Annotated in this window: 15 protein-coding genes and 1 tRNA gene; 9 read left to right on the forward strand and 7 right to left on the reverse strand. The window is 63.0% G+C overall.

Translation table 11 applies throughout. The features are described from left to right. Window positions 1-6 precede the first annotated feature (6 nt). From O3303_RS14370 to O3303_RS14380, 3 genes are all read left to right on the forward strand, one after another. On the forward strand, window positions 7-2,538 hold the full coding sequence (locus O3303_RS14370; RefSeq protein WP_269559085.1) for a DUF5686 and carboxypeptidase-like regulatory domain-containing protein: 2,532 nt from the start codon (window positions 7-9) through the stop codon (window positions 2,536-2,538). Between the two features lie 252 nt (window positions 2,539-2,790). Then, window positions 2,791-3,063 carry a hypothetical protein gene (locus tag O3303_RS14375; RefSeq protein WP_269559086.1) on the forward strand — a complete coding sequence of 91 codons (273 nt, stop codon included), beginning with the start codon at window positions 2,791-2,793 and terminating at the stop codon, window positions 3,061-3,063. A 182-nt stretch (window positions 3,064-3,245) separates the two neighbouring features. Further along, window positions 3,246-6,473 carry a cyclic nucleotide-binding domain-containing protein gene (locus O3303_RS14380; RefSeq protein ID WP_269559087.1) on the forward strand — a complete coding sequence of 1,076 codons (3,228 nt, stop codon included), beginning with the start codon at window positions 3,246-3,248 and terminating at the stop codon, window positions 6,471-6,473. A 256-nt stretch (window positions 6,474-6,729) separates the two neighbouring features. Here the strand turns inward: O3303_RS14380 and O3303_RS14385 are convergent, their stop codons facing one another. The 5 genes from O3303_RS14385 to O3303_RS14405 all read right to left on the reverse strand — a co-directional run bounded on the left by O3303_RS14385 (window position 6,730) and on the right by O3303_RS14405 (window position 11,319). Then, window positions 6,730-7,776 (reverse strand): adenylate/guanylate cyclase domain-containing protein, encoded by a 1,047-nt coding sequence (locus O3303_RS14385; RefSeq protein ID WP_269559088.1) that lies wholly within the window; start codon window positions 7,774-7,776, stop codon window positions 6,730-6,732. Continuing rightward, complete coding sequence (locus tag O3303_RS14390) at window positions 7,773-8,153, reverse strand: response regulator (protein WP_269559089.1); 381 nt, start codon at window positions 8,151-8,153, stop codon at window positions 7,773-7,775. The genes O3303_RS14385 and O3303_RS14390 overlap by 4 nt, the downstream gene beginning before the upstream one ends. Before the next feature lie 93 nt (window positions 8,154-8,246). After that, window positions 8,247-10,421, reverse strand: coding sequence for a tetratricopeptide repeat protein (locus O3303_RS14395; RefSeq protein ID WP_269559090.1), 2,175 nt, complete (start codon window positions 10,419-10,421; stop codon window positions 8,247-8,249). A 265-nt stretch (window positions 10,422-10,686) separates the two neighbouring features. Then, entirely contained in the window at window positions 10,687-11,100 is a 414-nt protein-coding gene (locus tag O3303_RS14400; RefSeq protein ID WP_269559091.1) for a hypothetical protein, read from the reverse strand. A 146-nt stretch (window positions 11,101-11,246) separates the two neighbouring features. After that, a tRNA-Met gene (locus tag O3303_RS14405) sits at window positions 11,247-11,319 on the reverse strand. Window positions 11,320-11,547: 228 nt separating this feature from the next. Between O3303_RS14405 and O3303_RS14410 the strand changes: the two genes are divergently transcribed. Beyond that, window positions 11,548-12,699 (forward strand): alpha/beta hydrolase, encoded by a 1,152-nt coding sequence (locus tag O3303_RS14410; protein ID WP_269559092.1) that lies wholly within the window; start codon window positions 11,548-11,550, stop codon window positions 12,697-12,699. Between the two features lie 142 nt (window positions 12,700-12,841). On the opposite strand, the gene O3303_RS14415 is transcribed toward O3303_RS14410, so the two are convergent. Then, window positions 12,842-14,758: a BamA/TamA family outer membrane protein gene (locus O3303_RS14415; RefSeq protein WP_269559093.1), complete on the reverse strand. Its 1,917-nt coding sequence runs from the start codon at window positions 14,756-14,758 to the stop codon at window positions 12,842-12,844. Window positions 14,759-14,928: 170 nt separating this feature from the next. On the opposite strand from O3303_RS14415, the gene O3303_RS14420 reads away from it, so the two are divergent. From O3303_RS14420 to O3303_RS14440, 5 genes are all read left to right on the forward strand, one after another. After that, window positions 14,929-15,444: a hypothetical protein gene (locus tag O3303_RS14420; protein WP_269559094.1), complete on the forward strand. Its 516-nt coding sequence runs from the start codon at window positions 14,929-14,931 to the stop codon at window positions 15,442-15,444. 259 nt (window positions 15,445-15,703) lie between these two features. Continuing rightward, complete coding sequence (gene hemW, locus O3303_RS14425) at window positions 15,704-16,849, forward strand: radical SAM family heme chaperone HemW (protein ID WP_269559095.1); 1,146 nt, start codon at window positions 15,704-15,706, stop codon at window positions 16,847-16,849. A 243-nt stretch (window positions 16,850-17,092) separates the two neighbouring features. Next, window positions 17,093-17,602, forward strand: coding sequence for a hypothetical protein (locus tag O3303_RS14430; RefSeq protein ID WP_269559096.1), 510 nt, complete (start codon window positions 17,093-17,095; stop codon window positions 17,600-17,602). 116 nt (window positions 17,603-17,718) lie between these two features. After that, window positions 17,719-18,393, forward strand: a complete 675-nt coding sequence (locus O3303_RS14435) for an alpha/beta fold hydrolase (protein WP_269559097.1) — start codon at window positions 17,719-17,721, stop codon at window positions 18,391-18,393. A 138-nt stretch (window positions 18,394-18,531) separates the two neighbouring features. Then, a complete protein-coding gene (locus O3303_RS14440; protein ID WP_269559098.1) occupies window positions 18,532-19,311 on the forward strand; it encodes a cyclase family protein in 780 nt (259 codons plus the stop codon). 197 nt (window positions 19,312-19,508) lie between these two features. On the opposite strand, the gene rpmA is transcribed toward O3303_RS14440, so the two are convergent. Beyond that, on the reverse strand, window positions 19,509-19,793 hold the full coding sequence (gene rpmA / locus O3303_RS14445; RefSeq protein WP_269559099.1) for a 50S ribosomal protein L27: 285 nt from the start codon (window positions 19,791-19,793) through the stop codon (window positions 19,509-19,511). Window positions 19,794-19,857 lie beyond the last annotated feature (64 nt).

Here is a 19,857-nt window from a genome sequence, read left to right on the forward strand (position 1 = left end):
TTGCCCTTGTTGTTTTCTTACCGTTTCGGCGTCCTGTTTTTACTGCTGCTACTGGCCGGAGTGGGCCCGGCGCAGGCCCAACAGCTCCTGCTGACCGGGCGCATCACGGAGGCGGCCACGGGCAAGCCGGTGCCGTTCGCGTCGGTGTTTGTGCCCGGCACCACGGCCGGCGCCACCGCCGACGAAAACGGCCGCTACTCCCTCAGCACCGCCCCGGCCGACACTGTGGTGGCTTCGGCCATGGGCTTTGCGGCCCTCAAGAAACCCATCCGGCGGCAAGCCGCGCGCCAGACCATCGACTTTGCGCTGGGGGCCGGGGCCGTGAGTCTGGGCGAGGTGATAGTGCGCCCCCGCGAAAATCCGGCTTACGCCATCATGCGGCGCGTGCAGCAGCAAAAAAACCGCAACAACAAGGCCTCGCTCGAGGCGTTCGAGTTCGACTCCTATAACCGCACCGAAATCAGCCTCAACAACCTGCCCGCGCAGGTGAGCAACCGCAAGGTGCTGCGCCAGATGACCGCCGTGGCCGACAGCCTCGGCCTGGAGCGCGGCGCCGACGGCAAGCCGGTGGTGCCCATTTTCGCTACCGAAATCGACTCGCGCTACTATGTGCTGCGCCAGCCGCTACGCCGCCGCGAGGAAATCCGGCACAGCCGCATGCGCGGCATGGCCCCGCGCGAGGGCTCGGTGATTTCGCAGGTGACGGGCTCCTCGTTTCAGGACTGGGACTTCTACCGCAACTGGCAGCAGATCATGGGCAAGGACTTCGTGTCGCCGATTGCCGACGGCTGGAAGTTCGCCTACGAATACGAGCTGCAGGACTCGATTTTCATCGGTAAGGACTATTGCTACCAGCTGGCCGTGACGCCGCGCCGCGCCCAGGACCTGGCCTTCACGGGCACCATCTGGATTACGGCCGACAGCTACGCGCTGCGCCGTATCGACGTGTACGTCAGCCCCGAAGCCAACCTCAACTTCATCGACCAGATCAAGGTGAAGCAGGATATGACGCCCACTGCGGCCGGCCCCTGGCTGCCGCTGCAGACGCGCGTGGTGGTGAGCATCCGGCCCAGCAAGCAAAGCACCGGCGTGGTGGCCCGCTTTGTCACCATCAACTCCAACTTCGAGGCTCAGAAAGAGCACCCGCTGGCTTTCTACGACCGGCCGCTGGAAACCCTGGCCCCCCCAGTGGGCCCGGCCAGCAAAGAGCCCGACAATTTCTTTGAGCGCAACCGTCCTGATACGCTGAGCGTGCAGGAGCAGCGCACGCTGATGGTGCTGGATTCGGTGCGCAAGCTGCCGGCCGTGCGCTCGTTGCTGGAAGTGGCCGATGTGGTGGTGAACGGTTACTACCGGGTGGGCAAATTCGACGTGGGGCCGGTGCTGGCCACCATCGGCTACAACAATATCGAGGGGCTGCGGCCCCGCATCGGATTCCGGACCACGCCCGAAATCAGCCGCGACTGGACGGTGCGGGCCTACCTGGCCTACGGCGTGCGCGACGGCCGCTTCAAGTACGGCGCCCGTGCCACCCATGTCCTTGACCGCCGCTCCTGGACCACCATCGGCTTCGAGTACCGCCACGACCTCGACCAAGTGGCCCTGCTCGACAACGACTACGCGCTGGAAAACCCGCTGTTCGAGGCCTCGGCCCGCCTCGGCAACATCGACAACGGCCGGCCTGTGCTGCGCGACTTGTCGGCGCTGTCGCTGCAGTCGGATCTGTTTCGGGGCTTCACCCAGAAGGTCACGTTCCGGCACCAGCAGTTCCGGCCGCTCTACCGCTTCGCCTACTACACCGGCGACGTGCGCGTGGGCGCCCCCACCGACGACCAGTTCAGTTTGTCGGAAATCGTGCTGGAGTCGCGCTACGCCCCCGACGAGGTGCTGGTGCAGAACGAAAACCAGAACCGCCGCACCTCCTTCGGCCTCAAGCGCCTGCCCATCACCACGCTACGCTACACGCTGGGCCTCAACCGGTTCCTGGGCGGCGACTTCCGATACCACAAGTTTAACCTGCTGGTGGCGCAGAGCGTGCGCCTGGGCCAACTGGGCCGCTCCAACTACACGCTCGATGCCGGCTACATCCCGAGCACGGTGCCGTATCCGGTACTCAAAACCCACCTCGGCAACCAGTCGCCGTTCTATAACGGCGGGGCTTACAACCTGATGCGCTTTTTCGAGTTCGTGAGTGACCGGTACGTGGCGCTGCGCCTCGACCATCATTTCGAGGGTTTCCTGCTGAACTCGGTGCCGGCCCTCAAGCAGCTGAACTGGCGCCTGGTAGCTACCGGCAACGTGCTCTATGGCAGCGTGGCGCGCGCCAACGACGCCATTATCCCGGAACTGGACCCCACCAGCGGCGAGCCGCTGCCCCGCTTCCAGCCGCTGGGCCGTCTGCCCTACGCCGAGGTGGGCTACGGCGTCGAAAACATCTTCCGGGTGGCGCGCGTTGATTTCCTGCACCGCCTCACCTACCGCAACTCGCCGGGAGCCCGTAACTTTGGGGTGAAATTCAGTCTGCAGTTTAGTTTGTGATTTTTGGTGATGAGGTGTTTTTGGGTAATGAAGTGATGAGGTGAATGGTGAAACGTGACGGGTAGCAGGTGCCGGAAGAATATTTTTTCCGCCCGGCACACTTCTACTACTCCACTCTATATCTTAATCTTACCTGTCACCATTTACCTCATCACCCCATCACCTCATAACCCCAAAACACCTCCTGCAACCCCGGAGCCACTGTGCGGCTCTCCAATGAATCAAAACCCCTTGTTTTTTGTACAAGAGCTTATGGCATACGAAGTAGATAACCTGACCCTGGCCGAAGCCACCCGGCACGCTCCCTTCGTCGATTACGCCCGGTGCGTAGACGACAGCCAACGCCCCTACAACCACGTAGGCGACTGGCCCGCACAAGGCGAGCTGTATCCGGTGCGCGTGGTCGATTCGCGCACCGAAGGCATGCCGCTGATCCACGTGCTCGGCTTTCAGGGCGAGGCGCCCTTTTACAACGCCTTTGCCCCGCACCGCTTCGAAGTGATTCTGACGGTGTGGCTGAACTAGGCCCCGCCTGATTCTTTGAACCCCTAATACTTCCCCGCCTGGCTCCGTGCCAGGCGGGGAAGTCTGCGTTTGGGTGGGTTGGGGCGCCACAGAGCAGCTGCCCTGTTTTTCTGAGGCGGGTAATATTTTTATACTTAATTAATAATATATTATACATAATATCGAAATAAACCTCTATTCTGATGAACGTAGCGCAGTACTGGCACCGGCTGCTCGGAATCCGGACACCGGAGGCGGCTACCGTCTGGCTGTTTTTTCTGCACCACTTCCTGCTGGGGGCCGGCACCATGCTGGTGTACGTCACGGCCTCGGTGGTGCTGCTGGAAAGCCACCCCGACCACAGCCTGCCGCTCTCGTATCTGGTGGCTGCCCTGGCCCTGGTGCTGGTGGGGCGCGCGTATGCCTGGCTGGAGCACCGGCTGTCGTTGCGGTATCTGGCGGTGTGGGTGCTGGTGGCGGTGTTGCTGCTCACGGGCAGCGTGGCGGCGCTGCTGCTGCTGGGCCACTCGCTGGCGGCGGTGCTGGCGCTGGTGGTGGGCTACCGCCTGATCTACCTGCTCACTAATCTGGAGTTCTGGGGGCTGTCGGCGCTGGTATTCAATGTGCGGCAGAGCAAGCGGCTGTTCAGCCTCATCAGCGCCGGCGACCTGCCGGCCAAAGCCCTGGGGGCCGTGCTGGCCACCACCGTATACGCGCACACCCAGCTGGCTTTGCTGCTGGTTACGGCGCTACTGCTGTATGCCAGCACCTTTTTCACGCTGCGCGCCATTCTGCAGCGGCACCCGTTGCACGCGCGCCACTCGCCAGCCCGGCCCTGGCAGGGGGCGCCGGTATCGTGGCTGCCGGGCGGCAATTCGCTGGTGCGGGCTATGGGGCTGGGCGTGCTGGCGCTGGCCGCCGTGATGGCCGGCACCGAGTACCTGTTTTTCGTGAACGTGAAGCAGCGCTATCATCATCATACCGACCTCATTATCTACATCGGGAAGATGCTGGCCATCACCTATCTGCTGGCCACGGTGTTTAAGCTGCTGGTTTCGAGGCCGGCGCTGGAACAGCTGGGGGCGCGGCGGGCGCTGGCCGTGCTGCCGCTGACGCTGCTGCTGGCGCTGCTGCTGTTTGTGCCGCTGCAGGCCCTGGGCCTCACCGAAAACCGGGTGCTGCTCTACTGCTGCACGCTGTATCTGCTGGTGGAAGTGCTGCGCCGGGCGGTGTTCGAGCCTATCTTCCTGGTGCTGCTGCAGCCCCTGAGTGCGGTGCAGCGGCTGCAGGGACATACCACCCTCAAGGGCCTGTATGAGCCGCTGGGCATGGCGCTGGCGGGTGGGCTGTTTCTGGGGCTGCCGCTGCTGGGGCTGCGCAGCGTGTGGGGGCATCTTGTCTGGATGGTGCTGCTGCTGCTGGCGGCGCTGTGGCTGCTGCACCGGGCCTACCAGCACTACCTTTCCGAGCTGCATGAGGCCCTGGAGCTGCGCTTCCTCGACCATCAGGAGCTGGCCCTGCCCGACACGGCCCGGGCCCTGATGCTGCGCAGCCTCGGCAGTTCGCGCCCCACCGAGGTGCTGCCCGCGCTGCAGTGGCTCCAGATTCATTTCCCGGAAGCCCTGGCCGAGGCGGCCCCCACCCTGCTACACTACCCCAACGACCAGGTGCGCCACCAGGCGCTGCTGCTGCTCCTGCCCGGCCAGCTCCCGCCCGCGCTGCTGCATCAACTGGCCACCTCCGACCCGGCTCCACAGCTGCGCCAGACCGCCGCTCAGCGCCTCGGCAGCCACCCGGCGCTGGTGCTGGAAACCCTGCAAACCTTGCTAAACCCAGCCGATGTGGCGGCCTGCGCCGGTGCGCTACACGGGCGGCTGGCCACCAAACCCAACTGCCCGTTGGCCCAGGAAAGCCTGGGTAGGCTCTTGGCGCTGCCCAATCCTGCGGCCCGCCAAGCGGCGCTAGGCCTGAGCCACTACCTGCCCGCCCCCCAGCAGGCGGCGCTGCTGCGGGAGGCCCTGCACAGCCCCGACCCCAGCGTGGTGCAGGCCGGGCTCCGGGCCGTGGTGCGGGTGCCGGCCGCCGGGCACGCCACCCTCGATCTGGCCCCGGCTGTGCTGCGGCTGCTCCCGCAGGCGGCGTTCAGAGCCCAGGCCGCCGCCGGCCTCGTGCAGCTCGCCGACGCGGCCCTGCCGCACCTGCACCACGCCCTGCGGCCGGCGGCACCGGCTACGGCCGCCACGTTGCACCTGCCGGCCATTCTGGGCCGCATCGGGAGCCCGGCCAGCCGGCTGCTGCTGCTGGAACTGGTGCAGCGCCCCTCCATCCCGCTGCGGGCCGCAGCACTGCGGGCCCTGCGCAACTTCCATCCGCACCCCGCCGACCAGCCGATTTTTCAGCGGCTGCTGCATGAGGAAATCAGCTTGGCGCACCGCCTGCTGCGGGGACTGGGCACTGCCCCGGCCGGCCCGCTGGCGGCCAGCCTCACCTACGAGCTGGCCAGCCTGCACCAGCGCATCTTCAATCTGCTGGGGCAGCTCTACGAAACCACCACCGTGGTGCAGGCCCAGCGCAACCTGGCGCAAGCCAGCGCTGAGCGGCGCGCCAATGCCCTGGAGCTACTCGACAACGTACTGCCGCGCAACCTGTATCTGGCCCTGCAGGCCGTGCTCGATGACCATTTGCCCCCGGCGGAAAAGGCCCGCCTCCTCGACGAACTGCTGGGCCGCCTGCCCGGCACCGAAACCCTGACGGCGTTTCTGGTGCGCCAGGGCGAGGCCATGTTTTCTACCTGGACGATAAGCGTGGCGCTGCGCCAGTGGCAACCCACCGCCCACGACCTACGCTGGCTGCTGCCCTACCTGCACTCCGGCCAGCCCTTGCTGCACGAAAGCGCCCTGCTGGCCCTGGAGCACCTGCGCACCACCGGCTACACCCATTTTCAGCAGCTGCTGGCTGCGCACCCGGCCCTTGGCACCTACCTTATGCACGCGACTCCCACTTCCGCCTCCATTTCCATTATCGAGCAGGTACTGCTGCTCAAAAGCACCGCCCTGTTTGCCGAAACGCCCGAAAACGTGCTGACCAGCATCGTGGCCATTCTGCAGGAAGTCAGCTACACCGACGGACAGGTCATCTTCCCGAAGGGCGAGCTGGGCGCGTGCCTGTTTATGGTGTATGCCGGCGAAGTAGACATTCTGGACGGCCCCCGGCAGCTGGCCCGCTTCGGCAAAGGCGAGTGTTTTGGCGAGCTGGCCCTATTCGATGCCGAGCCGCGCTCCGCCTCGGCGGTAGCCGCCGGCCCCACCCGCCTGCTGCGCCTGGATCAGGAAGATTTCTATGAGCTGATGGAGGAGCGCGGCGAAGTGCTGCGCAACGTAGTACGGGTGCTCTGCCAGCGCCTGCGCCGCCAGAATGAAATGGTGGGGTGATGGGGTGATGGGGTGATGGGGTGATGGGGTGATGGGGTGATGAGGGAAGAACGTCATTCCGAGCGGAGCGAGGAATCTCGCCAGCGGGCTAATTCCCAAGACTGTATCGCCTGAGAAACTTTCGTCCGGCTCCCCCTCTCCTTTTCGGAGAGGGGGCCGGGGGGGTGAGGCGCCCGCGAGATACTTCGGCGGCGCCTCTGCATGACGTTCTTCTTCATCACCCTATTACCTCATCCCCACAACCCCATCACCTCACTCACTCCAGCACCTCGTAGAGCATCACCGGCTCGGCTTTGTTCTTGAGGTGCCCCTCGCCCACGGCCTGGCACCGAAACGAATCCTGCACGCGGGCATGAATGGCGGCGGTGATAAGGATCTGGTGGCGCTGAGCGGCATCCTGCAGGCGCTGGCCCAGGTTCACCACATCCCCGATGACGGTGTAGTCGAGGCGGCGCAGGGTGGCCGAGCCGATGTTGCCGGACACCATTTCGCCGGAGCTGATACCGATGGACACCGCTGGCTCGTAGTCCAGGCCTTCGGGCAGCACGCGCGGCATGTTCTGCACGAGGTTGCGCACGGCCAGCGAGGCGTCGATGGCGCGGTCGAGGTGGTAGTCGCCCCGGAATACGGCCATTACGGCGTCGCCCACAAACTTGTCCACGTAGCCGCCCTGGGTGATGATTTCCTTCACCATCTGGTCGAAGTAGGTGTTAAGCATGGCTACCACTTCCTGGGCCGGCATCTTTTCGGCCAGCATCGTGAAGCCGCAGATATCGATGAAAACCACCGTGGCCTGAATGGTTTCGCTGGCCAGCAGCCGGTTGCTGAACTCGGGCCGGGCCATGAACTTGAGCACCGTTTCGTCCACGTACAGGCGCAGCACCTTGTTTTCCTCCATCATGTGCAGCGCCGTGCGCAGCTCTTGCACCTGCACAATGGTTTTTTCGATGGTCAGCTCCAGATCGTTGTAATCCACCGGCTTGCACACGAAATCGAAGGCGCCGCGGTTCATGGCCGTCCGGATGTTGGCCAGGTCGCCGTAGGCCGATACCATCACGGTTTTCACCACCGGATTGGTTTCGCGCAGCCGTGTGAGCAGCGTCAGGCCATCCATCACGGGCATATTGATGTCGGCCAGCACCACATCAACGTCGGGGTGGGCGGCCAGCACGGCCAGGGCTTCCTCGCCGTTGCCGGCAAACACAAACTCGTAGGCCTCCTCCCGGATTTTGCGGCGGAAGCGTTGCCGGATCAGCAGCTGCAGGTCGGCTTCGTCGTCAACTACCAGAATCTTGGTTTTCATGCGGCCGGCTCCAGGCTGAGCTTGTGTTTGAGGGCGGCAAAATCCACGGGCTTGGCCAGCAGGTCCTCGGCCCCGTCGTAGCGGGCCTGCTGCCGGCTGGCGTCGTCGGCATTGGCCGTGAGCATCAGCACGCGGGTGGTGGGCAACTCGCGGGTGGCCCGGATGCGCCGCAACAGCTCCAGCCCGCTCATGCCGGGCATATTGATGTCAGAAAGCACCACTACCGGCTCAGTGGGGTGCTGGTGCAGGTATTCCAGCGCATCCTCCCCCGAAAACACGAACGTAAACAGGTGTTCGCCGCTGCGAATTTCGCGGCGAAAGCGCAGCTCAAACAACGGCTTCACGTCGGTTTCGTCGTCGACTACCAGTATGTTCATCGTAGCAGTCTTAAAGTGATAGGCTAGCAGATGCCCGTTAGAAACGCAATTTACATAGACTTAATAAATAAATTTTATAACTATTTCATTCATTTAATAATCTACGCTCAGCGGCAGCCGCACGATGAATTCCGCAAAATCGCCTTCCTGGGTATCCACCGAAAGCGTGCCGCCATGTACCCGCGTCACCACATCATAGCTCAGCGACAAACCCAGCCCGGTGCCCTCGCCCGGCGGCTTGGTAGTGAAAAAAGGCTGAAACACCTTGTCGGTGAGGGCCGCGGCAATGCCCATTCCGTTGTCGCGCACCCGAATTTCCACCTCGTCGGCGTGGCGGCGGGTGCAGACTTTCACCTCCGGCTGATACCCTTGCGGTAGGTGGCGCTGCTTTTCGGCCACGGCATAGAAAGCGTTGGTAAACAGGTTGAGCAGCACCCGGCTCAGGTCCTGCGGCACCACCTCTACCAGCCCAATGTGGGGGTCGAGGTGGGTGGTGATGAGCACGTTGAAGTTCTTGTCCTTAGCCCGCAGGCCGTGGTAGCTCAGGCGCAGGTATTCGTCAACCAGGGTGTTGAGGTCGGTGGGGCGGCGCTGGCCGGTGCTGGCGCGCGAGTGTTCCAGCATGCCCTTCACAATGCTGTCGGCGCGGTGGCCGTGCTCCGCTATTTTCTGCTGCATGCCGTCCAGGTCCTGAAGCAGGACCCGCAGAATGGCGCGCCGGGGTGGGGGCAGCGGTTCAGTTTCCAGCTCCTGGCGCAGCTCGGCCAGCAGCTCGCCGCTCACCTCCGCAAAATTGTTCACGAAGTTGAGCGGGTTCTGGATTTCGTGGGCCACGCCGGCCGTCAGCTCGCCGAGACTGGCCATTTTCTCGCGCTGCACCAGCTGGCGCTGAGTGGCCTGCAGCTGGTGCAGGGTCTGGTCAAGGTTGTCGCGCTGCCGGGCAATCTGGTCGTTGCGCTCGTTGAGCTGGCGGTTGGCCCGCTGCTTGAGCACCACGTTGCGCCACAATAGCGAGGCCAGCACCAGCAGGCTGCCCAGCCCCGCCAGCAAGGCGTAGAGCTGCTGGCGCTGGCGGGCGCTTTTCTGGGCCTGCAGCTGGCGGGTTTTGGTGAGCAGGGCAATCTGCTGCTGCTTTTTATCGAGCTCGAAGCCGTAGCGCAGGGCGCTGGTCTGCTGCTGCACCTCCTCGCCCGACAAGGTATCCTTGTAGGCCACATACAGCTGCAGGTAGGTGAAGGCCCGCGCCGAGTCGCCGCGGGCCGAGTAGGCGCGGGCCAGTACGTCGCTGGCGTTGCGGATATTTTCGTTGTTGCGGTGCCGCTGGCTGAGCTGCAGGCCGTGCCGGGCCAGCACAATAGCACTGTCGGGCTGGTTCAGGGCCAGGTACACGCGCGCCAGAATCAGCTCGGCGGCGGGCAGGCTGAACAGGTCGTTGCCGGTGCGGGTGAGCTGGCGGGCGCGCCGGCCGTGCAGCAGGGCCAGCGGGTGACGGCCCTGCTCTTCATACAGCTCCGCCACGTCAATCTCATCAATGGCCTCGCTCTTGCTGTCGCCGAGCTTGCGGTTAAGGGCAATAGCCCGCTGGTAGCTGGCCAGCGCCGGCCGGTAGCGCTGCTGCTGCTGATAGGAGTTGCCGAGCACATTCAGGGCCGAAGCCACCGCCCGCTCATCCCCGATCTGATCGGCGTCGCGCAGGGCCGTCTGCAGCACCAGCACCGCACTGCGGTAGTCGCCGAGCTGGTTGTAGATGCTGCCCAGCGTAACGCGCAGCCGTACTTTGGCTTGCTGGTCGCCCACCTGCTCGGCCAAGTGCAGGCCTTTCAGAGCGGCCTGCATGGCGGGCACCGGGCTGCCCTGCACCATGTAGATCAGGCTGAGTTGCATATACACGTTGCTGAGGCCGGCGCGGTCGGTGCGGCGCGTAAACAGAGTCCGGGCCTGCTCAGTGTATTCCAGGGCCGGGGCAAAGTCGGCCTGGCGACGGTAGAGTGTGCCCAGGCGCAGCAGGGCCTGCCCCTCGCCCACGGGGTCGGTAATGCGGCGGGCCAGCGCCAGAGCCTGCTTGGTCACGGCAATGGCTTCGGCGGGCTGCTGCTTGCCTACCTCCGTGGCCAGGGCCTGTAGCCGGCGCACCCGGGTCGTGTCGGCCTGCGGATGGCTGGCTACCAGCTGGCGCAGGCTGTCCAGGGCGCGCGTCTGGGCCAGCGCACCGCCGCCGGGCAGAAGCCCCGTAGCCAGCAGCAAAACCAGTGGTCGACAGCGCAGCATAAGCAGCAGGAAAGAGGTAGAGGCCTAGTCGATTTGCCTAGCGGTTGCGGCTGCTACTTATTTGTTGGCCCCACGCCACACCAGCGCCCCCGCTACGCTCAGCCCCGGCAGGCCCACTACAGTGCCCCAGGTGCTCTTGTTGCCCTTAGCATACCACGGCAAAAATCCTGGAAAGTCCGGATTGATGCTATCGGCGCGGTTCTGAAATGCATCAGAAAACAAACCGTTGAACTTGATTTCAAAAAGTCTGATTATTAAGCTCTTTTTATTCCTCTCTAGGCACGAACGGGTAGTCGGGATTGATGGACCCGAACCGGTTGTCGTAGATGTCCATGACGCTGCTGCGGTAGTGGCCCTCAACGTCGGCCACCGGCGGCTCATCGTGCGGGCCGGGTTTTTGGCCGCTCAGGATGTCGTTATATGCCTCCTCAATGTTGCTGTCGGTGAACCAGTACACCACCGGCCCCAGCACGGTACTTCCCGCCGCCATGGCCCGGATACCCACAAAAAACAGCCGTTTCTTCTTCTTATAGGCCGTCAGCAGCACCAGTTCCGGCTGGTCGGTTTTGCGGTGGCTGACGCCAAACACGCCTTCATAGTACTGGATAGCGTCCGTGAATTCAGCCTGCGTCACCCGGAATTCCACTGCACACTGCTTGATATGGTACTTGGCCGCCATAGCAAAAGGAGTTAGGTAAGAAGATACAGGAAATATATAAAATATTATTTATATAATAAATTTTTATCTTTTACAAAGTAAGGCGGCACGATTAGGGCACGAAAAAGGCCAGACAATTCCGAAGAACTATCTGGCCTTTTTGAAGGTAGCGGGGACTGGACTCGAACCAGTGACCTTTGGGTTATGAGCCCAACGAGCTACCAACTGCTCCACCCCGCACTGTTTGGTGATACAAATGTAAGAGGCTTTTTGGGAAATGCCACTGCAGGGCGCATAAATACCCCTTAACGGCCGGTTGCCCCCTGACTGTCAGTCACAAAATTTTTTTGATTTCAAAACAGCCGCCGTCTTATTGTACACAATTGCGGGTTTCCAACACCTAAGCCGGTGACTTGCCGTAAAGCCCGTCACCATTTTGTACTACCCAACCACAGCCAACTACAACTCATGACCTACACTTCCAAAACGCGCAATACGCTGGCCGCCTCGCTGCTGCTGGCCGGCCTCGGCCTCACCTCCTGCAACAGCACCCAAACTACCGACTCGGCCACCACTACTGCCTCCACCGATTCGACCATGATGGCCACGGATACGGCGATGGCCGCCGGTTCTATGGCCGTGCAGCCTACCGGCCCGGCCCCGGCCTGGGCTACCGGCATCAAGCCCGAAATGCTGGCCGTTATGGAAACGCTTGGCACCCTGGGCGGCAAGCCCATTGCAACCCTCACGGCCCAGGAGGCCCGCCAGCAGCCCACGCCCACCGATGCCGTGATGAAGCTGATGCGCGACAAGAACATGCCCGCGCCGGCCGTCACGGCCGATACGATGAGCCGCATGGTGATGCCCGGTGTGAAAGTGCGCATCTACACGCCCAAAGGCGCTACCGGCCCGCTACCGGTGGTGGTTTACTACCACGGCGGCGGCTGGGTGATTGCCAACCTCGATACCTACGACGGCTCCGTGCGCGGGCTGGTGGAGAAAACTGGCGCCATCTTCGTGTCGGTGGCCTACCGTCAGGCCCCCGAAAACAAGTTCCCAACGGCCCACAACGACTCGTTTGCGGCGTATGAGTGGGTGCTGAAAAATGCCGCTTCGTTTAATGGCGACCCCAAGAAAATTGCGGTAGTGGGCGAAAGCGCCGGCGGCAACCTGGCCGCCTCGGTGAGCATGATGGCCCGCGACAAAAAGGTGATGATGCCGCTGCACCAAGTGCTGGTGTATCCCATCGCCGGCTACGACATGGACACGCCTTCTTACCAGAAAAACGCCGAAGCCAAGCCCCTGAACAAGGCCATGATGGGGTGGTTCTTCGACAAATACCTGCGTAGCGCTGCCGATGGCAAGAGCCCGATGATTTCGCTGGTGAATGCCAACCTGAAAGGCCTGCCCGCCTCTACCGTCATCACCGCCAGCCTCGACCCGCTGATGAGCGACGGCAGCATGCTGGCCGACAAGCTGAAAGCCGCCGGCGTAGCCACCAAGTACCAGAACTTCGACGGCGTAACGCACGAGTTCTTCGGCATGGCTGCCGTAGTGCCCCAGGCCGCCCAGGCCCAGGACATGGCCGCCGCCGAGCTGAAAAGCGCTTTGATGAAGTAAGAGTCAGCAGGAATAAAGCCCTGTCATCCTGAGCGGAGCGAAGGACCTTATCACACCTGAACGAACCTGTTCGACAGGAATTCATACGTGATAAGGTCCTTCGCTCCGCTCAGGATGACAGGGCTTTTCTATGTCCACCAACCTAAAACCTACTGGTGATGCCGAAGTGGATTTTGCCGGCGCCCAGTGCCAGCTTCTGCTGCCGGTCGCGGCCGAGGGCGTACACGAACTGGAACTGGCCGGCGCCAGTGCGGAAGCTCAGGCCGGCGCCCAGGCCGGTGGGCGCGTCGTTGTTGGAGGCCGTCAGGATGTCGAGGCGCAGGTAGCCCTGGTCGATGAAGGCGAAGACGTAGGCGTCGGGGCCGGTGAACTGGCGGTATTCCAGGGTGCCCACGGCGTACTGGCTGGCGTAGAAGTTCAGCTCGTTGAAGCCGCGCAGCGTGGAGAGGCCGCCCAGCCGGAACAGGTCGTTGAGGAACAGCCGGCGGTTGAACAGCGCCTCGCCGCGCACCCGGGCCAGCAGCACCCCGCCCCGCCCGATGCGGTTGTAGCGCTCCAGCCGGGTGCTCACGCTCACCTGCGTGGTGCGTAGCGGCAAACCCAGGTACAGCTCTTCCTTCAGCTCAGCGTTGCGGCTGATGAGCTTGCTGCCCACCGACGCCTGCCCGCTGGCCAGCACGCCGGTACGCGGGAAAAACGGGTCGTCGAGCGTGGTCCAGACGTAGTCGAGGCCGTAAGCGGTGAAGCGGGAGTCGATGTTCTGGGGCAGGGCCGTAGCCAGGCTGTCCACGAGCAGCAGGCGCGAGCTGCGCCACTCTGTGAAGAACCCCACGCGCCCGGCCCGCGCCGTCGGATACGTAATCTGCAGGCGCGGGCGCAGCGTCTGGAAGGCATTGACGGGGTCGGTCTGGCGGTAGAGGTTGAAGTTGCCGTCCAGCTCCAGCGGCGTGCCGAAAAACGTGGGGTGGCTGTATTGGGCGTCGAGCTGCTGCGAGTTGGCATCCACCTTGCGCCATTGCAGGCCCAGCCCTTTGCCGCCGCCCTTGAGGTTGCGCAGCGCAATCGTGACGTCGCCGGTGAGCTGTACGCGCTTCTGGCCGAGGGTGGGCGTGGGGTTGGGCAGCACGCCCACAATGGCGTCGAACTGGTTGGCGGTGCGGTCTTCGAGCAGCAGATACACCCGCGCCCGGCCCTGCGCAAACCGCACTTCTGGCTCGGCCTTGAGCTGCAGATACGGCAGTTGCCGCAACCGCCGGGCCGCTTCCTGCACCCTCTCCTGGCTGTAGGGCTGGTTGGGGAAAATCTGCAGATACTTAGTCAGGAAGCGCTTCTTGGTTTTGGTATTGCCCACAATCTGCAGCGAGTCGAACACGATGACCGGGCCCCGCTCCAGCACCACGCGCCCCTCAATATCCGCGCCGCGCAGCTGCACCGAGTCCAGCCGCACGATGGCGAACGGGAAGCCCTGGTTTTCGGCTTCGGTGAGGATGCGCTGCTGCAGCCGGCTCCACTCCTGCGGCTGAAACGGCTGCTCGCGGTACAGCTTTTCGCGGTAGCCGGCGCGCGTGAGCAGGCCGTCGCCGAGGTTGCCGTTGCGCAGCCGCGCCCACCGAAACTGCTCGCCGATGTAGAGCTGCACCCGCACCGTGTCGCGGCGCCAGCGCATGGCGTCAGCGGAGGCCGTTAGGTAGCTCTGGCCCTGCAGCGCCAGTACCAGCTCGCGCACTTCGCGCAGCACGGCCAGCGAATCGGGCAACACGGCCTTAGTACGGTAGCGGCGCAGCACGGCGCGGTCGGCGGCTTCGGCTTCCAGTACCAGCACGCGGGGCTTGCGCACCGGCAGCGCCGCCCGGCGGGCGGGCGCGGCGGCACGGGCGCTATCGGGACGGCTGGCCTGGGTGGTATCGGGGCGGGTGGTGCGGGTGGTATCCGGCGGCAGGGCCGGCATAGCCTGCGGAGGCAGATTGAGGTTGAGCGGCGTGGTTTGGGCCCACGCGGCGCCCGGGCTGCCCGTCAGCAGCCAGCACCAACCCAGAAAAAGCAGTAAGCGGGCAGCCATGATGGCAAGTAAACGCAAAACGAGGGTTTTCGTGCGTTTCGGGGTAGATCAGCTACTATTAATTGAGGCGTTATTGCTTCTCGGTATCAAACAGTAGATTTGATTCCTACTGTCCATTACTGGCTATAGGGAAACCCCATTTTACGCTTGGACATCGTTATTAAGGATTCATGAAGCCTACCATTAAGCATATGTCAACAGATAAAGTGAGAGGCAAACGCGCGAAGTACAGAAGAGGTGACTGCCTGAGCATCAGCTACGACCAGCTCACTTTCTACGCCTCCTTCATCGCGCAGAAAACCAGCAAGCACTACTATCTGACCCTGATTGACTACAAGGAACCGAGAAAGCCAACGATGCAGGATTTTGCGTCCGCCCGATACTTCGGCATACTGATTCCCGCAGCAATGGGCTATGTACACGGCCCAGAAGAACACATGCTGCCTCGTCTGGATATGGATGCGGACAACAGCCTGGAAAAGGCAGGCACGCTGGAGCTGAGCGCGGAGGCTATATCTGGTTGCATCACAAACACCGGGTCTGTTGAAGCCTTAATCGCCAGCTACGATACCCGAATTGCTGCTCTGACTCAGAAGACGCAAGCTATAGCCGATGGTACTTTGGCACCCAAGCTACGCCTGCAACTTCTGGATATCAGCACTATTCTACACAGCACCACAGGCTAAGTCATTTCCCTTGCCTTCATACTGAATATCAGCACATTAAAGAGAAGTCACCCAGCGACAGCAGGTGTGTAGAACCCGAAAAAGAGCCACATAGCGACGCGAAGTTTGCCGGCGAATCTGCCGCCGCTACGCACTTTTCGGCAACTATGGCCTGCTGCTATTCTTCGCTGACGCAGCTGCCTCCCGCCCACGCTCCCGGCCGTATCTTTGCTCCTGCGGTAGCGCCCGGCCTTTCGGGCGCGTGCAACGCGCCCCTACTTTGCCCGGACTGTACCTCCACATCCCCTTCTGCAAGCAGGCCTGCCACTACTGTGACTTCCACTTCAGCACCAGTATGGCCCTGAAGAGCCGGCTCGTGGAGGCCATTACCCAGGAGCTGGCCCTGCGCGCCGACTATCTGGGCCCGCAGGCCACGCTGAACACCATCTACTTCGGCGGCGGCACGCCTTCCCTGCTCACCCAGGCCGAGCTGGAGCAGCTGTTCGACGCCATCCACCGGCACTTCCGGGTGGCCGCGGATGTGGAAGTCACGCTGGAAGCCAACCCCGACGACCTGACGCCGCAGAAGGTGCGGGAGCTGGCGGCCTCGCCCATCAACCGGCTCAGCATCGGGCTGCAAAGCTTCCACGAGCCGCATTTGCGCCTGATGAACCGGGCGCACTCGGCCACGGAGTCGGGCGCGGCGGTGCGGCTGGCGCAGGACGCGGGCTTCGAGAACATTTCGGTGGATCTGATTTACGGGGTGCCCGCCGACAGCCACGCCATCTGGGAGCAGGATGTGGCAGCGGCCTTCGCGCTGGGTGTGCCGCACCTCTCCTGCTACGCCCTCACCGTGGAGCCCGACACCGTGTTTGGCCGGCGCCAGCAGAAAGGCACGTTCCGCCCGCCGCCCGACGACTTTGTGGCCCGGCAGTTTGAGCTGCTGCTCCTGGAAATGGCCCGCCACGGCTACCAGCAGTACGAAATCAGCAACTTCTGCCAGCCCGGCCGTGAGTCGAGGCACAACTCGGCATACTGGCGCGGAGTGCCCTACCTGGGCCTTGGTCCGAGCGCGCACTCCTTCAACGGCCACAGCCGCCAGTACACTCTCGCCAACAACCCGCAGTACGTGGCCGCCGTGCTGGAGCGGCAGGAGGTGCCCGCCACCATCGAAGTCCTCTCGCCGCTGGACCGCGCCAACGAGTACCTGATGACCAGCCTGCGCACCGCCTACGGCACCGACCTGCACCACCTGCGCGACATACTCGGCGTGGACCTGCTCACGCAGCAGGCCACCTACCTGCACGAGTTGCAGGCCACCAACCTAGCCACCCTCGACGCCGACGGCATCCTGCGCCTCACCGACCAGGGCAAGCTCCTCGCCGACCACATCACGCTGACGCTGTTCCAGAGCCCGACGGAGTAACGCTAAGCTCCGGCTTGGCGGCGAGCAACGCGAGTATGCGGAACCGCGCCACTTGCGCCAACGCGTAGATACTCGCGTTGCTCGTCGCCAAGGCAGAGCTTAGCGCTGCACGCGCAGCCGCCGCAAAATTCTTACATTCCTAGTATCCTAACGCTCTGCGACTTCGCAGGCGGCCGGATTCCGCTGGCCGCCCGCGCTCCACTTTGCTTCGGAGGAATCAAAAAATCCGCGTAATCTTCAAGTATGAGAAGACTGATTGATGCTCTGGCCGACGACACGGACTTTTTCATCGAACAGGTGCAGATTACGGCCATCGTGTTCGACAACTCCGACGACGTAACCATCTGGGCGACCACCTTTTTCGACCAGGAACCGCACTTTTTTCACCTGGGCCTGCAGTTCCAGCAGCTCGACTTGCTGTTGCGCCTGGCCGGCGAGCGGGCCGGCACGCTGCAGGAAGACGTGGCCGACGCCCTGGCTACCGTTACGGAATGGCCCTGCCTGCTGGAGTACACCTCTGAGGCTGAGCCGCCCGTGCCACTGCCCAGCGTGGCCCTCAAGCTCTCCTGCACCTACCCCGCCGACGGCCCCTTCGAAGACGACGACGAAACCGACGAAGACGACGGCGCCGACGACACGTTCAACATCAGCATCGACCCCGACGCCGACGAAGCCGATACCTCCGAATACGAGGCCAGCATGCCCCACAACATCTTCTACCTCGAAGACGTGTTTCTGCGGGTAGAGCCATGAGTCAATTAAGAATGGAGAATTAAAAGTCATGAATGACGCAAACGTACTTCCTGCGAAACCACACTGCATCTTCGGGCGGTGGCGCAATTTTTAATTCATAATTCTTAATTGACTCCATGTTCTACCTGATACCGGGCCTGGGAGCGGATGAGCGGGTTTTCCGGAACCTACAGCCTTTGCTGCACGGCCCGAGTCAGGTGCTGCAGTGGCTACTGCCAGAACCTCAGGAGCTGCTACCGCAGTACGCGGCGCGCATGGCCGGGGCCATACCGGCCGGGCAGCCGTGCCTGCTGGTGGGCGTGTCGTTTGGGGGCGTGGTGGCCCTGGAAATTTGCCGGATCCGGCCGCTGGCGCGGGCCATCCTCATCAGCAGCGTGCCCGATGCCAGTTGCCTGCCGCCCTTGCTGCGCCTGATCCGCGGCAGCGGCGCCTACCGGCTGTTTCCGCCGCAGTGGCTGAAGCTGTTCCCACGGGCCGGGCAGTGGTATTTCGGGGTGCAGAACGGCGAGGAGTACCAGCTGTTTCACCAGATTCTGCAGGACATGGAGCCGCGCTACACGCGCTGGGCCATCCACCGGCTGTTGCACTGGGACAGCACCAGCGCCGGCCGCAGCATTCAGATCCTGGGCAGCAACGACCGAGTGTTTCCGCCCGGCCCCACCCCCGTCGACTACCTCATTCCCGGCGGCGGCCACTTCATGGTCGTTAGCCACGCCCCCCAGATTGCCGAAATCCTGAACCGGCTAGTAGTGGAAGGGGCGGCAGAGCACCAGAAAGCCCAGTCATCCTGAGCCGTCTGTCATCCTGAGCAGAGCGAAGGATCCTATCAGGGCAGAACGAGTCGTTCGGTAGTAACCCAGACGTGATAGGATCCTTCGCAAGCTCAGGATGACAGTACCTTTAGGCTCTTCCGCAACTCACTTCCCACCATGCTCGCCACTTACCCGCACCACGGCCGCGCCTACTCCTTCAACCCGGCCGCGCCGCTGGATATTTCCCTACCGCTGGCCCCCGGCGAAAACCAGGTGAACTGCTTCTGGGCTGAGCCCGTGCAGTTTGACGTGATTCGGGTGGGCGATTTTGTGGGCAGCGTGGCCCTGGGCGGCAGCACCAACTACCAGCGCGTGCACCTCACACCCCACGGCAACGGCACCCACACCGAGTGCTACGGCCACATTTCGCCCGATCCGCAGGCCACGCTCAACCGCTGCCTGCGCCGCTTCCTGTTTGTGGCCCGGCTGGTATCGGTGCAGCCCCGCCCGCAGCCCAACGGCGACCAGGTGGTGTTGCTGGAAGATGTGCGCCGCGAACTGGAAGGCGGCCCCGCCGCCGACGTTCCGCTGGAGGCCCTGGTATTGCGCACCCTACCCAACCACCGCGCCAAGCGCACCCGCCACTACTCCGGCACCAACCCCACCTACCTCGAGCCCGCCCTGGCACACTACCTGGCCGAGCACCACATCGAGCACCTGCTGCTGGACCTGCCCAGCGTGGACCGCGAGGAAGATGGCGGCCAGCTGCTGGCGCACCACGCCTTCTGGCAGTATCCGCACGCCACCCGCACCCACGCCACCATCACCGAGCTCATTTTCGTGCCCGACGAGGTGGAAGACGGCCTGTTTCTGCTCAGCCTGCAGCCCACCAGCCTGGAGCTGGACGCCAGCCCCAGCAAGCCGGTGCTGTACGCGCTGGGAAATATGTCGTCCTGAGCATCTGTCATCCTGAGTGGAGCGAAGGATCTTATCAGGTCAGAACGCACCATTGCTACGACTCAAGCAAACGTGACAGGATCCTTCGTCCTCGCTTGATGCGCGACATGCGCAGGATGACAAATACCACTCAGCCCAACGCACAAAGGGACGGCCCGTGAGAGCCGTCCCTTTAGCTTGCGCTGGACTGGTAGAAACTACTCGGCGGTAGCTACTTCAGCCACTTCAGCAGCCGGAACTACCGATACAAACGAACGGTCTTTGCGGCCCTTGCGGAACTGCACCGTGCCGTCGATCATAGCGAACAGCGTGTGGTCCTTGCCGATACCCACGTTCTGGCCGGGGTGGTGCTTGGTACCGCGCTGACGCACGATGATGTTGCCGGAAATGATAGACTGACCACCGAAGATCTTCACGCCCAAGCGCTTGGATTCTGATTCGCGGCCGTTGTTGGAGCTACCTACGCCTTTCTTGTGTGCCATGGTATTAAGTGCTTAGTGCCTGGTTGTTAGTGCTTAGGGGTTTGTTGGGCCGATCCAGCTTAGT

Origin of the sequence: Hymenobacter canadensis (genome assembly GCF_027359925.1) — a bacterium.
GTDB lineage: Bacteria > Bacteroidota > Bacteroidia > Cytophagales > Hymenobacteraceae > Hymenobacter > Hymenobacter canadensis.

Excerpts from the sequence above, each read along its gene's own strand:
- O3303_RS14375 (WP_269559086.1), top strand. The coding sequence starts at position 2,791 with ATGGCATACGAAGTAGATAACCTGACCCTGGCCGAAGCCACCCGGCAC.
- O3303_RS14380 (WP_269559087.1), top strand. The coding sequence starts at position 3,246 with ATGAACGTAGCGCAGTACTGGCACCGGCTGCTCGGAATCCGGACACCG.
- O3303_RS14385 (WP_269559088.1), bottom strand. The coding sequence starts at position 7,776 with ATGAAAACCAAGATTCTGGTAGTTGACGACGAAGCCGACCTGCAGCTG.
- O3303_RS14390 (WP_269559089.1), bottom strand. The coding sequence starts at position 8,153 with ATGAACATACTGGTAGTCGACGACGAAACCGACGTGAAGCCGTTGTTT.
- O3303_RS14395 (WP_269559090.1), bottom strand. The coding sequence starts at position 10,421 with ATGCTGCGCTGTCGACCACTGGTTTTGCTGCTGGCTACGGGGCTTCTG.
- O3303_RS14400 (WP_269559091.1), bottom strand. The coding sequence starts at position 11,100 with ATGGCGGCCAAGTACCATATCAAGCAGTGTGCAGTGGAATTCCGGGTG.
- O3303_RS14410 (WP_269559092.1), top strand. The coding sequence starts at position 11,548 with ATGACCTACACTTCCAAAACGCGCAATACGCTGGCCGCCTCGCTGCTG.
- O3303_RS14415 (WP_269559093.1), bottom strand. The coding sequence starts at position 14,758 with ATGGCTGCCCGCTTACTGCTTTTTCTGGGTTGGTGCTGGCTGCTGACG.
- O3303_RS14420 (WP_269559094.1), top strand. The coding sequence starts at position 14,929 with ATGAAGCCTACCATTAAGCATATGTCAACAGATAAAGTGAGAGGCAAA.
- O3303_RS14430 (WP_269559096.1), top strand. The coding sequence starts at position 17,093 with ATGAGAAGACTGATTGATGCTCTGGCCGACGACACGGACTTTTTCATC.
- O3303_RS14435 (WP_269559097.1), top strand. The coding sequence starts at position 17,719 with ATGTTCTACCTGATACCGGGCCTGGGAGCGGATGAGCGGGTTTTCCGG.
- O3303_RS14440 (WP_269559098.1), top strand. The coding sequence starts at position 18,532 with ATGCTCGCCACTTACCCGCACCACGGCCGCGCCTACTCCTTCAACCCG.
- rpmA (WP_269559099.1), bottom strand. The coding sequence starts at position 19,793 with ATGGCACACAAGAAAGGCGTAGGTAGCTCCAACAACGGCCGCGAATCA.